This window comes from Halomonas litopenaei (assembly GCF_017303055.1).
GTDB lineage: Bacteria > Pseudomonadota > Gammaproteobacteria > Pseudomonadales > Halomonadaceae > Halomonas > Halomonas litopenaei_A.
Map to the genome: position 1 here is coordinate 109,970 of NZ_JAEKJT010000009.1, position 11,852 is coordinate 121,821.

The following is an 11,852-nucleotide window of genomic DNA, read 5'->3' on the forward strand; positions in this document are numbered from 1 at the left end:
GTGAAACGAGCCCCCTGAATGACATCCTCCGCCACCATCGCCCTGCTGGGCACCGGCATCATGGGCCTGCCCATGGGCCGCCACCTGATTCGTGCAGGCTATGACCTGCGCGCCTGGAACCGTAGCATCGACAAGGCCGCCCCGCTGGGCGAGCTTGGCGCCACCCTGGTCGAGACGCCCGCCGAGGCGGTACAGGGTGCTCAGGCGGTGGTGATGATGGTGAGCTCAGGCCCGGTGTGCGAGACGCTGTTGTTCGGCGACGAGGGCATCGCCCGTCAACTTGCTCACGGCAGCCTGATCATCGTGATGTCGACCATCGCTCGCAGCGAAGCGGTCGCCTTGGCAGAGCGCTGTCGCGAGCTTGGCCTCGGCTGGGTGGACGCGCCGGTGTCAGGCGGCGAACGTGGCGCTCAGGAAGGCTCGCTGTCGATCATGGCCGGCGCACTGGACGCCGACTATGAACGGGCGAAGCCGATTCTTCAGGCCATGGGCCACCCTCTTCACATCGGCCCCGTCGGCAGTGGCGCCCTGGCCAAGCTGGTCAACCAGCTGACCGTGGCCAGTACCATCGCCGCCGTCTCCGAGGCTCTGGTACTGGCGGAGGCCGGCGGCGCCGACCCGGCCAAGGTCCGCCAGGCCATGCTGGGCGGCTTCGCCTACTCGCGTATCCTCGAGCAGCACGGCCAGCGCATGCTGGATGGCGACTTTGCGCCGGGCGGCCCGGCCAAGCACCAGCTCAAGGATACCCACGCCGCCTGCGATGTTGCCCAGGAGCTCGGCCTCGATCTGCCGCTGCTCGCGTTGACCGATCGCCTGTTCAACGACCTAGTCGACGCCGGCGGCGCCGACCTCGACCACAGCGCGCTGCTGCTCGAGATCAAGCGACGCAACGGTATGGATGCCGGTGAACTCGAGCGTTGATGCCAGACGTCAGCGCCGCCGGCCCCCACGACAACGACTGAGGCCCCTGGAACCGCACTATTCATCATTCGTCGAAATAGCGCGCCCACAGCGCCTGATAGTCGCCGTCGTCCTTGAGCCCCTGGATGGCCTCGTTGAAGGTGGCAACAAGGGCTTCGTCGCGCGGCCTGAAGGCGGCGCCGACGCCAGGCCCATAGATCGACTCGGGGCCGGTCACCAGCTCGCCCTTGCGCGCAAAGCGCTCATCGCTGAACAGGCGCTCCTGGGCTAGCGGGAAGGCGGTGAAGACCAGGTCCAGGCGGCCGGTGAACATGTCGTTGACCACGCCACCGGAGTCCGCGTAACGACGAATGTCCGCCTCGTCGTGGTAGGTGGTCACGTACTCGTCCTGAATGGTGCCCTGCTGCACACCGATGGTCATGCCCGACAGGTCGCCTTCGGGATCGATCTCTGCGTCGGCCTGGCCGACCCACACCGAAGGCACCTGGTAGTAGGGATCGGAGAACAGCACCTGCTGCGAGCGCTCGCCGGTGATGTTCATGGCCGAGGCGATCAGGTCGTACTTGCGTGCCAGCAGCCCCGGGATGATGCCGTCCCAGCCCTGCTCGACCCACTCGCACTGGCGCTGCATGCGCTCACAGGCGGCTTCGACCAGCTCGACCTCGAAGCCGGTCAGGCTGCCGTCGGGCAGCTTTTCCTGGTAGGGCGGATAGGGCACATCGACGCCGATGCGCAGCGCACGGTCGTCGGCCTGGGCGGTGGTGGTCAAGGCGGCACCTGCAAGGGCCATTGCCAGGCCCAGGGAGGCAGACAGCGTAGCGTTAACGTTCATGGTCGGTTCTCGCTCTATTGTGATTGTGTGGTCAGGTGATCGGAGGGCGCCTGTGCCAGTTCGCCCAGGGTGATGGAGGTCAACGGTGGGCGAATGCGGTAGTAGCCGACCTCGTCCATGTCACGTCCCTGCTCACTCGCCATCAGCCGCGACACATGGGTGCCACATAGCCGTCCCTGGCAGGGGCCCATGCCACAGCGGGTGAAGGCCTTGAGCTGGTTGGGCCCGGCAGGCCCCGCTGCCAGCGCCACCTTGAGCTGGGCCCGGCTCACTGCTTCGCAGCGACAGATCAGGGTCTCGTCGGGCTGTCGCTCGACCCAGTCCAGCGGTGGGGTGAACAGCGCCTCCAGCAGGCGCCGACCGGACAGATCCCGGCGGCGTCGACGCCTTAGCGCGGCGCTTTCCCTGACCAGCGCAGGGCGGTCCAGCGTGCCACCTGGTGCCGACGCAGCTAGCTCGGCCAGCAGCGCCAGCGCCGCCAGTCGCCCTTCGCGCTCGGCATTCAAGGCGCCACCGATACCACCGCCGTCACCGGCCAGCCACACGCCAGGGCACACCGACAGATCGTCGCGACGATCGGGCACGAACGCCTGCTGGGTCTCGTGCCAGCGGTGCTCGATACCCAGCCCTCGGGGGAGCTGCGGCTCGGGCACCACCCCCATATGGGTCAACAGCCAATCGGTCTTGAGCCTGTGCTCGTCGCGCTCGCCACGCAGGCGATAGCGCACCTCGGTCAGGCGCGGGTTTCCTTCGGCGGCCAGCGACTGGACGCCACGCACGATCGGCACCCCAGCGCGCCTCAACGCCGCCAGCATGCGCGCGCCCTTGGCGAGGTAGCCCCGCGCCCGCCAGGCCCTGAGCGGATGACGCAGGGTCCGGGCCAGGCCCAGGTTCGGCGTCGTATCGAGGATCAACCGAGGCGGGCAGCCGGCGTTGAGGTACTGCCAGGCCAGCAGGTACAGCAGTGGGCCATTGCCGGCCAGCACCGGTGGGGTATCGGTGACAAGCGCACCCTGCTTCATCAGGATCTGAGCGGCGCCAGCCTGCATCACCCCGGGCAGCTGCCAGCCTGGGAAGGGCCAGCCGCGCTCCATGGCACCAGTGGCGAGGATCAGACGCCCAGCGGTAAGCTCTCGGCTGATGCCATCGTGCCCTCGTACACCCAGGCGATGGGCGTCGTTCTGGGCATCGTCCAGCGCCTCGATCCACCACACTCGGGTACCCGGGCGATAGTCGATCTCCCCCCGCTTGGCGGCGCTCATGAAGTCATCGACCAGGGACCGACCGCGCTGGTAGTCCTTGCCCGTCACCGCCGCGTCGAGCTGGGGCTGGTCGAGCTGGCGATAGATCTGCCCGCCCGGCGCCCTGGCCTGGTCCAGTACCAGCGCGCGCACACCGGCCTCGGCCAGTCTCAGCGCTGCCGCCATGCCGGCAGGGCCGGCACCGAGCACCACCACCCGGGCGCGACCGTGGCTGCCGTCGGTGCGGTCGGTCTCTCTCGGCTCACAGGTCTGCATCGTCGCGCCCTTCTCTTTCGCAACCCCTGTCGTCGAGCTGACGGCACACCCGCATGCCCTGCTCCACCGTGACCAGACAGCCCTGGCGATTGGGGGCATCGTCGATAGTGATCAGGCAATCGTGGCAGACCCCCATCATGCACAGCGGCGCACGATGACCACCGGCGCCGTGGCGGCGGTAGCCGGCAACGCCCTGGTGCAGCAGCACCGCGGCCGCCACGCTAAGCGTCGAGGGCACCTGGTAGGGTACGCCGTCGATAGTGATGGTGACCTCGGGCGTGGGCGTGGCACTTTCAAGCCGCTTGAGCATCGAAGCGTCCTCCCGAGAAGAGCGGATAGCGCTCTGTGAGTCGGTCATCACTCAGCGCTGCGGCCAGCTCATCGGCGTGAAAGGCAGCCAGGGTAATGCCGCTGTGGCAGCTCAGGTTGTAGGCGCCGGGATAGCGCCGCGAGGCCTCGTAGACCGGGCAGCCGTCCGGCGTCATGATCCTTAGCGCCGCCCAACTGCGCACCAGCCGCGCCGACGCCAGATCGGGATAGATAGTCACCGCCCGCCGGGCCAGGGCGTGCAGGGTATCGAGGGTGACCCTGGTGTCGTGGCCGACATGTTCGAGCACGTCGCCGATCAGGTAGCCGCCGCTCGCGGTCTGGCGGATCTGCGGCGTCGGCAGACGCCCGGAGGCGGGCAGGCGCTCGCTGACCAGCACCTGGCCACGCACCGGCGTGACTCGACCGCAGAGTCCCAGCGGCGGTGCCAGCCGCGCCGCCCCCAGCCCACAGGCCAGTACCAGCCGTTCGGCATGCACGACGCCACGGGAGGTGTGGGCAACAAAGCCCGCCTCGCCGGGGTCGATCGAGGCGACCGGATGATGAGCTCGCACGTCGACGCCGAGCGCCAGGCAGGCGCTGTAGAGGGCGCGCAGCAGAAACAGTGGATTGCAGTGGCCGTCGTGGGGTGTCCAGATGCCCCCCGGGACGTCGCCGCCCAGGCCCGGCAGCAGTCGCTCAAGCCGCTCGCCTTCCAGGTACTCCCAGCGCACGCCGGCCTCACGGGCCCAGGGAGTGTCGTACAGCGCCTGGTACTCCGCGCAACGGCTGCGCACCTCGTCGTCGTCAAGACACAGATCGACGCCGCCGGGCTGCTCGAACTCCAGATCCACCCCGGTGCGCTCGCCCAGCTCGCTCGCAAACCCCGGCCAGGCCCGGCTCGAAGCCAGCGACATCGCCGCGTAGGCGGGCATGCCGGCACCCTTGCCCTGGACCCAAACCAATCCGGCGTTGCCCCGGGAGGCCTTGAGCGCGGTATCGTGTTCATCGAGAACGCAGACGCGACGGCCACGGCGCGCAAGCCCGTAGGCCACCGCCATGCCCACCACGCCACCGCCAACGATCATTACCTCGTGTGCCATGGAAGCCTTGGACCCCTAGCCGTCGGTTGCCGATGACTCGACGATAGAAGCCACATCCCATACGATCCAATACCAATCAATGGCAAACCCATGCGCTGATGTTATGGATCTTCCGATGCAGGGCTGACGGGTGGGGCCAGTGGAGGTTTCGATGGAGGACAGCGATGGACAGCCCCCGGCTCAGTGACCGCCAGCTGCAGGCCTTTCAGCACACCATGGACAGTGGCAGCGTCACCGCCGCCGCCAGCCGCATGCACATCGCCCAGCCAGGGGTGACTCGACTGTTGAAGCAGCTCGAACACGACCTTGGCTTTGCGCTGTTCTCGCGGATCAAGGGACGTCTGGTACCGACGCCGGAGGCGCGCCTGTTCTATCGCGAACAGCAGCGCCTGTGGCAGGGACTGGAGCACCTCAGAGACAGCGCGCGGCGGATTCGCCAGCGCGAGCTTGGCGGGCTTGGCATCAGTGCCATGCCACTGCTCGGCCTGACCTTTGTTCCGGACGTCATCGCCGAGATGGCCAAGGATCACCCGGACCAGCACCTGCGGTTATCCACTTTTCGCTCCGAGCAGGTGGTGGAGGACGTGGTCACCCAACGCTCGGAGATCGGCTTTTCCCTGCTGGGAGGCCAGGACGAACGCCTGGCTGCCACCGCCTTCACCCTGGACAGCGTCTGCCTGCTGCCGCAAGAGCACCCGCTGGCAAAGCGCGAGAGCATCGCCCTTGAGAACCTCGACGGCCAGACGCTGATCCACTATGAACCGGGAGACCCCAGCCGCCAGACGCTGGAACGCGCCCTGGCCGAGCGGGGCATAGCGCCGCGCTCGCGCCTGGAGGTATCACTCGCCCTGCAGGCGACCCGGCTGGTCGGCCAAGGCGCCGGCATCGCCATCGTCGACGCCCTCAATGCCGACGCCATGGGAGGCAGCGACAGCGTTGCACTGGCGCTGCAAGAGCCCCTGACCGAGACCTTTTACCTGCTGACACCCCGCGACCAGCCGCTGTCGCGACTGGCCGAGGAGTTTGTGCAGCGCTTTCGCCGTCGGTTTGCCGAGGTGCAGGCGGGGTAGAAAAATTAGTCAAGCAGGGAGGTGGCGTCGATTTTGGTTTTTCAAACCACGTCTCTGCGTCAATACCTCCCTACAACACCACCCACACCGAATAAAGGAGAACCCCGCACCATCAAGAAGACGAAATCTTTCTACTCCCCGAGAAACACTTGATCTCGGTGATAGCGAAGATACTGCCTTACTTCCTCAGGAATCTTCGATAGTTTCATTTCACTATTCACATGCAACAAGCGAGCATCATTCTCACTCAGCGCCAAACTAATCAACATCTGGCCACCATCATCGAAAGAGATGAAACCCGCATCAAACAAATGATCCAATGTAGGAGTAAGGAGCAGCCCATTCATGGGATCAAGACGTTCAGCATTAGAGCTTTCCCGCCATGGCTTGATATGTGATGCCCTGAGAAAATCGCATTTCTTAACACCAGTGACTGCGCAGCCTCGCCATAGTGAAATGACTCCTGCACGAAAAGCGCCTTGACCCACTCGGCTCGAAATTATGGCTTGGCGCTCAGTGCTTTCTAAGCCATCAAGCTCTTCACTATGGGCCTCCACATCAATGAAGGGGTTTTGCTCGACGGTATAGTGGAAGGTGAATACGAAGCGACTTGGGGAGTTTTCGAGAAGCTCAAATTCTTCAAGAAAAATTTCGCCAAAGTACTCAAACGGCGAGTGATGGATATCACGATAGAACAGATGAATCTCGTCGCCATTGCTGTGTGCGCTCACGATCCGATTGTCGGACCCGTGCTTACGCTCGCCTTCCCAGTAAAGCCTATTGCCTTCAATATGGTCATGGTACTGGGTGAGTGCGCTTTGTTTTTCCTTGGTAACGAAAAGCACGATAAACTTGCTATCTTTTGGCGTTACTACGCCTCGAGATATTGCTTGGAAGCTCTTAAACCCCCAATGTTCGGAAAGTTGTGGGCGCTCATAGCGTTCGCCCTTCTCCAAACTGTCGAAATTAACAGGCATCCCTTCCCCCTTAGAAGACATCCACCCTATCTTCTTTCTACGCGAAGTCGACTCGTACAGCCAGGGCTACTCTGAGACGCCTAGCGACGTCTAAGACCTAGGTGAAGTAGTTTCCGATATTCCGTTTACTACAGTCGCAGCCCTGGGGCGATGACATCGAGAAACGCCTGGATACGCGCCGACAGGGCGGTGTTGCGGTAGTAGACGGCCTGCACCTGCTCCCGTGGACCACCATGGCGCATCGCCTCGGGTAGCAGGACCTCAAGCTGCCCGCTGGCGATATCATCACCGACCATGAAGTTGGACAGGCAGGCAATGCCCTCTCCGGCGAGGCACAGACGCCGCATCACTTCGCCACTGGAGGTGGACATCGAAGGGCTGATCTCGTCATCCATTCCCTCCACCGGCCACCGATTCAAGCTGCTGGGAGCGAGAAATCCGATCAGTTGATGCTGTTCGAGCTCCGTCACCGACGTGGGCCTGCCGGCGCGCGCGAGATAGCCAGGACTAGCCACCAGGTGCAGACGCGAGCGCCCCAGCAGTCGCGCGTGCAGGGTGGAGTCCGCCAGGGCGCCAATCCGAATGGCCACATCGGCACGCTGTTCCAGCAGATTGATGATGTCATCGCTGGCAGACAGCTCCAGCTCGATACCGGGATAGCGGCGCCGAAACTCCCCGACCAACGGCACCAGTTGGTGCAGCACGAAGGGGCTGGCGGAGTCCACCCGCAGTCGGCCAGCAGGCTCTCCCCGTCGCAGCGCCAGCGACTCCTCTGCCGCGTTCAAGCGCTCTAGTCCTTCGCGTACCTCGGCGACAAAGCGGCTGCCCTCATCCGTCAGCGCCACACTGCGCGTCGTACGGTTCAGCAGGGGCACATCAAGCCGCTGCTCCAGCCGCTGGACCGCTCTCGATATACGTGCCACCGGCACGTCCAGGCGAGTGGAGGCGGCACTGAAACCACCGCTATCCACCACCGCCAGCAATAGCTCCAGGTCCTCCGAGCGAGTCTTCATCAGGCCCCTCCTCGTCCATGGAGGCTCACCCTCCTGTTGACCGCAGCAAACACCGCAGCGACTTTCTCGATAACCACAAAGGTGTTTCTCATATAGGCACGTTTATCGAAAAAGTGTCCTCCGCCAGACTGCACGCCGTCAAGTCGTCCCCCGGCGACGCCATCTCATAGGAGAGATACGATGCCTATTGCTCTGCTGGCGCTAACGCTTAGCGCCTTTGCCATCGGCACCACCGAGTTCGTGATTGTCGGCCTGGTGCCCACCATTGCTCAGGACCTTGCAGTGAGCCTGCCCTCTGCCGGACTGCTGGTCAGCCTGTACGCCGTCGGCGTGGCGGTCGGCGCCCCCGTGCTGACGGCACTGACCGGGCGCTTCAACCGCAAGTGGGTGCTGCTCGGCCTGATGACCCTGTTCATTGCCGGCAATCTGCTGGCCTGGCAGGCGCCCAGCTACGGCTCGTTGATCACCGCACGGGTGCTCACCGGCCTGGCCCACGGGGTGTTCTTCTCGATCGGTTCTACCATCGCCACCAGCCTGGTCGCCAAGGACAAGGAGGCCAGTGCCATTGCCATCATGTTTACCGGCCTCACCGTGGCGCTGGTGACGGGGGTACCGCTGGGCACCTGGATCGGCCAGACCTTTGGCTGGCGAGCCACCTTCCTGGTGGTATCGGGACTGGGCCTGATTGCCCTGTTGGGTAGCGCCCTGCTGATCCCCAACAACCTCAAGCGCGCGGCGCCGGCGACCCTAGGCCAGCAGTTCAAGGTGCTTACCCATCCGCGTCTGCTGCTGGTCTATGCGATCACCATCCTGGGCTACGGCGGCACCTTTACTGCCTTCACCTTTCTCGCACCGATTCTGGAGCAGGCCACCGGTTTCGCTCCCTCCATGGTCAGCCTGATCATGCTGGTCTACGGTGTCTCGGTGGCGTTCGGCAACATTTACGGTGGCAAGCTGGCGGACCAGATGGGGCCGATCCGGGCCTTGACGCTGATCTTCATCGGTTTGGCCGCGGTGCTGCTGGTGCTCAACGTGACCGCCGTCCACCCGCTAGCCGCCGTACTGACGATTCTGGTCTGGGGCGCCTTTGCCTTTGGCAACGTGCCAGGCCTGCAGGTCTACGTGGTGCAACTGGCAGAGCGCTACGTGCCGGAAGCGGTCGATGTCGCTTCCGGACTCAACATCGCTGCGTTCAACATCGGCATTGCCCTGGGCTCTGTTGTCGGCGGCCAGGTCGTCGAACACCTGGCACTGACAGACACCGCCTGGATCGGCGCGCTGATCGTGGTGGCTGCCCTGGCACTGACCCACCTGTCCGGCCGACTGGACCAGCGTCGTGCAGCACGCCTGGCCAATGCCTGAGCACCGGACAAGCATTTCGTCTGCTAATTTTTCTTCCGCCCCCTTGAACTGACGACGTTGCCACCGCATGTCCAAAGATGAACATTGGCACGACGTTGCGACGGCCAAGGCCGCCGCTCAAGGAACTGCATCCCCGGGATCACGACAGTGCCCGGGGCCGCTCTCGACGACCAAGGAGCCAAGATGTCAACGCTTATCCCTAACCCCGGCCTCGGTACCTTCCGCCTGACGGGCGACACCCTGCGCCACGCAGTGACCACCGCCCTGAAGCTCGGTTACCGTCACCTGGATACGGCTCAGTTCTATGGCAACGAGGCCGAAGTCGGCTCGGCCATCGCAGCAAGCTCGGTTCCGCGCAGCGAGATCTTTCTGACCACCAAGGTGTGGTGGGATCGTCTGGAGCCAGTGGCGCTCAAGGCCAGCGTCGAGGAAAGCCTGTCCAAGCTCGGCACAGACTATGTGGATCTCCTGCTGATCCACTGGCCCTCGCCGGACGATGAAGTGCCGATGCGTGATTACCTGACCGCGCTGAAAGACGTCAAGGATGCAGGCAAGGCCCGCCATATCGGCGTCTCCAACTTCACCAAGGCGCAGATCGACCAGGCGGTGGATATTCTCGGCAAGGGTGAAATTCTGACCAATCAGATCGAGGTTCACCCCTTCCTGCAAAACCGCGAGCTGGTTGCCCACTGCGAAAAACACGGCATCACCCCCACCGCATTCATGCCGTTGGCAGTCGGCAAGGTGCTCGAGGACGACACGCTGAACGCCATCGCCGAAAAGCACGATGCCAACCCGGCACAGGTGGCCATCTCCTGGCTGCATCAGCTCGGCATTCCGACCTTCCCCTCCTCCACCAAGGAGAAGAACCTGAAGAGCAACCTGGAGGCGCTCAAGCTGGAGCTGTCCGAGGAAGAGATGGACGCCATTGCCAAGCTCGACCGCGGCGAGCGCGTCGCCAACCCGGACTTCGCGCCCAAGTGGGATCAGTAAGGCGCGGCGGCTCCAGTGGCTGAATAACGCACTGGGCCGCTACCCGCCAAGGGTTGCTGGCCCATCGGTCCCGGCACGGCCTGAGGCAGGAGCGTAACGCCCCAGGTGACGGCGCCACGAGCAGACACCTGCTCGTGGCGCCGTTTTTGCAGGCATCCGCCTTGCCTCTCCGCCTTTCCTTTCAGCTCATCTTCTCAGCTCACCTTCTCAGCTCGCCTTCTCAGCTCGCCCTCACTGCCCCTTTTTCAGCAGCCTCAAGAAAGCGGATCACGTCGCCCTGAAAGTGGCTCAGATGCCGTTTGATCCGTTCATCCGACCAGTCCCACCACGCCAGACGCTCGAGTCGATCGGCGACGCCAGGGTCGTCGAAGCGTGGGCGCAGCACTCGGGCGGGATTGCCCACCACGATGTGGTAAGCCGGCACGTCCTTGGTCACTACACTGCCCGCGCCCACAATGGCGCCGTTGCCGATGGTGACTCCGGGCAACACGATGGCACCGTGGCCGATCCAGACGTCGTGGCCGATGTTGACGCGATCCGCTTCGCGCCAGGCAAAGACCTCGGGGTCGACGGCCTCGTCGCAGAAGCCAAACTTGCCGGGACGATAGCTGAAGTGGTGCAGGGTAGGCCGCCACCAAGGGTGATTGCTGGGGTTGATGCGCACGCTGGCCGCGATCGAACTGAACTTGCCCACACGGGTGAACATGACATCGCCATCCCGCTCGATGTAGCTGTAGTCCCCCAGGCTTACGTGGTTGAACACGCAGCGACTGCCCACCTCGGTGAAACGGCCAAGCTGGCTGGCGTGAAGCCGCGCATCATCGGCCACGTTGGGCGCCTCGCTCAGCCGCGCCGAGGCGGGCTGATCCACGGCTCGGGCAGGCGCCGAAGAGGTGTCGGGGGCATGGGATTCAGAGTGCATGTGGTGTTGTCCTCTCAGCAGACCGCATCGAGTCGGTGCCAATCTTCCAGCGTCTCGCCATCTCTGGCAAAACGTACCTTGGGCGGCAACGCTACTGGCTCCACCAGGCGTTCTGCATCCAGCTCGTGGCTGATGTGGGTGAGATAGGCCCTGGGGGGATCGAGCCGAGTAATGATCTCCAGGGCCTGGGTAATATTGTTGTGGTTGCGCGTCTCGCGCTGGCTCGCCGGGTGGCAGGCATCCAACACCACGATGTCGGGCCCCCATTCCCGCAAGAAGCGCTCGGTGGCACCGGGCAAACCGCAGGTATCTGTCAGGTAGGCCAGCCGCGTGCCGCCGTCATCCAGGCAATACCCCAAGGTGGGCTTGCTGTGATTGAGCGGCACCGGCGTGACCGTCATCCCGTCCAGATCCAGCGCCTTGAACGGCTTGAGCCCTGGCTGAAAATCGAGAATGCCGCTGTTGCGATAGAGATCCGCGCAACCGTTGGGATCCTTGGGCCCATACACCGGTATATCGGCGCCAGTCCCCCAACGCAGATGGAACAGGCCCTGAACGTGGTCGGCGTGATAGTGGGTGATAAAAAACGCCGCCGGGCGCTCCAGTTCACAGCTGTGAGCCAGATCCATACGCCCGGCATCGAGCAGATAGCGCCTGCCATCGACCCTGACTTCGGCACAGCAGGGACCGCGCTGATGGCTCGAGAACACACGTGCCCTGGTGCAGGCACGGCAGTCGCAGCCAAAGCGAGGCACCTGTGCACTGTCGCCGGTGCCGGTGAAGCGAAACTCCATGGTGATCTCCTGACATCAGGGGCTCAGGCAAAGCCGGTATGG

At 64.1% G+C, this 11,852-nt stretch carries 12 protein-coding genes; 4 read left to right on the top strand and 8 right to left on the bottom strand.

The window, feature by feature from the left end:
- Positions 1–18 precede the first annotated feature (18 nt).
- Positions 19–921 carry an NAD(P)-dependent oxidoreductase gene (locus JF545_RS17155; protein ID WP_206944084.1) on the top strand — a complete coding sequence of 301 codons (903 nt, stop codon included), beginning with the start codon at positions 19–21 and terminating at the stop codon, positions 919–921.
- A gap of 64 nt (positions 922–985) precedes the next feature.
- Here JF545_RS17155 and JF545_RS17160 read toward each other — a convergent pair whose 3' ends face one another.
- From JF545_RS17160 to JF545_RS17175, 4 genes are read right to left on the bottom strand one after another with little or no spacing between them, the layout of a single operon-like run.
- The gene (locus JF545_RS17160; protein ID WP_206944086.1) at positions 986–1,753 is read right to left on the bottom strand and encodes a transporter substrate-binding domain-containing protein; all 768 of its coding nucleotides are present in this window, start codon (positions 1,751–1,753) and stop codon (positions 986–988) included.
- 14 nt (positions 1,754–1,767) lie between these two features.
- Entirely contained in the window at positions 1,768–3,270 is a 1,503-nt protein-coding gene (locus JF545_RS17165) for an NAD(P)/FAD-dependent oxidoreductase (RefSeq protein WP_206944088.1), read from the bottom strand.
- Positions 3,257–3,580, bottom strand: coding sequence for a (2Fe-2S)-binding protein (locus tag JF545_RS17170; RefSeq protein ID WP_206944090.1), 324 nt, complete (start codon positions 3,578–3,580; stop codon positions 3,257–3,259). Before JF545_RS17170 ends, JF545_RS17165 begins: the two co-directional genes overlap by 14 nt.
- Complete coding sequence (locus tag JF545_RS17175; RefSeq protein ID WP_206944094.1) at positions 3,564–4,679, bottom strand: NAD(P)/FAD-dependent oxidoreductase; 1,116 nt, start codon at positions 4,677–4,679, stop codon at positions 3,564–3,566. The genes JF545_RS17170 and JF545_RS17175 overlap by 17 nt, the downstream gene beginning before the upstream one ends.
- A 164-nt stretch (positions 4,680–4,843) precedes the next feature.
- Between JF545_RS17175 and JF545_RS17180 the strand changes: the two genes are divergently transcribed.
- Positions 4,844–5,749 carry a LysR substrate-binding domain-containing protein gene (locus tag JF545_RS17180; RefSeq protein ID WP_206944096.1) on the top strand — a complete coding sequence of 302 codons (906 nt, stop codon included), beginning with the start codon at positions 4,844–4,846 and terminating at the stop codon, positions 5,747–5,749.
- A gap of 131 nt (positions 5,750–5,880) precedes the next feature.
- On the opposite strand, the gene JF545_RS17185 is transcribed toward JF545_RS17180, so the two are convergent.
- The gene (locus JF545_RS17185; protein WP_206944098.1) at positions 5,881–6,726 is read right to left on the bottom strand and encodes an HNH endonuclease; all 846 of its coding nucleotides are present in this window, start codon (positions 6,724–6,726) and stop codon (positions 5,881–5,883) included.
- A gap of 128 nt (positions 6,727–6,854) precedes the next feature.
- Positions 6,855–7,739, bottom strand: coding sequence for a LysR family transcriptional regulator (locus tag JF545_RS17190; protein ID WP_206944100.1), 885 nt, complete (start codon positions 7,737–7,739; stop codon positions 6,855–6,857).
- Between the two features lie 180 nt (positions 7,740–7,919).
- Between JF545_RS17190 and JF545_RS17195 the strand changes: the two genes are divergently transcribed.
- Positions 7,920–9,101 (top strand): MFS transporter, encoded by a 1,182-nt coding sequence (locus JF545_RS17195; protein WP_206944102.1) that lies wholly within the window; start codon positions 7,920–7,922, stop codon positions 9,099–9,101.
- 183 nt (positions 9,102–9,284) lie between these two features.
- Complete coding sequence (dkgB, locus tag JF545_RS17200; RefSeq protein WP_206944103.1) at positions 9,285–10,094, top strand: 2,5-didehydrogluconate reductase DkgB; 810 nt, start codon at positions 9,285–9,287, stop codon at positions 10,092–10,094.
- A 220-nt stretch (positions 10,095–10,314) separates the two neighbouring features.
- Here dkgB and JF545_RS17205 read toward each other — a convergent pair whose 3' ends face one another.
- Both JF545_RS17205 and phnP read right to left on the bottom strand, forming a co-directional pair.
- Positions 10,315–11,016 (bottom strand): DapH/DapD/GlmU-related protein, encoded by a 702-nt coding sequence (locus JF545_RS17205; protein WP_206944105.1) that lies wholly within the window; start codon positions 11,014–11,016, stop codon positions 10,315–10,317.
- A 14-nt stretch (positions 11,017–11,030) separates the two neighbouring features.
- The gene (phnP, locus tag JF545_RS17210; RefSeq protein ID WP_206944108.1) at positions 11,031–11,810 is read right to left on the bottom strand and encodes a phosphonate metabolism protein PhnP; all 780 of its coding nucleotides are present in this window, start codon (positions 11,808–11,810) and stop codon (positions 11,031–11,033) included.
- Positions 11,811–11,852: the final 42 nt, after the last annotated feature.

Bases quoted from the DNA above. Each gene is read 5' to 3' on its own strand.
- JF545_RS17185 (WP_206944098.1), bottom strand. From the start codon at position 6,726: ATGCCTGTTAATTTCGACAGTTTGGAGAAGGGCGAACGCTATGAGCGC.
- JF545_RS17160 (WP_206944086.1), bottom strand. From the start codon at position 1,753: ATGAACGTTAACGCTACGCTGTCTGCCTCCCTGGGCCTGGCAATGGCC.
- JF545_RS17155 (WP_206944084.1), top strand. From the start codon at position 19: ATGACATCCTCCGCCACCATCGCCCTGCTGGGCACCGGCATCATGGGC.
- JF545_RS17190 (WP_206944100.1), bottom strand. From the start codon at position 7,739: ATGAAGACTCGCTCGGAGGACCTGGAGCTATTGCTGGCGGTGGTGGAT.
- phnP (WP_206944108.1), bottom strand. From the start codon at position 11,810: ATGGAGTTTCGCTTCACCGGCACCGGCGACAGTGCACAGGTGCCTCGC.
- JF545_RS17205 (WP_206944105.1), bottom strand. From the start codon at position 11,016: ATGCACTCTGAATCCCATGCCCCCGACACCTCTTCGGCGCCTGCCCGA.
- JF545_RS17175 (WP_206944094.1), bottom strand. From the start codon at position 4,679: ATGGCACACGAGGTAATGATCGTTGGCGGTGGCGTGGTGGGCATGGCG.
- JF545_RS17165 (WP_206944088.1), bottom strand. From the start codon at position 3,270: ATGCAGACCTGTGAGCCGAGAGAGACCGACCGCACCGACGGCAGCCAC.
- JF545_RS17195 (WP_206944102.1), top strand. From the start codon at position 7,920: ATGCCTATTGCTCTGCTGGCGCTAACGCTTAGCGCCTTTGCCATCGGC.
- JF545_RS17180 (WP_206944096.1), top strand. From the start codon at position 4,844: ATGGACAGCCCCCGGCTCAGTGACCGCCAGCTGCAGGCCTTTCAGCAC.
- JF545_RS17170 (WP_206944090.1), bottom strand. From the start codon at position 3,580: ATGCTCAAGCGGCTTGAAAGTGCCACGCCCACGCCCGAGGTCACCATC.
- dkgB (WP_206944103.1), top strand. From the start codon at position 9,285: ATGTCAACGCTTATCCCTAACCCCGGCCTCGGTACCTTCCGCCTGACG.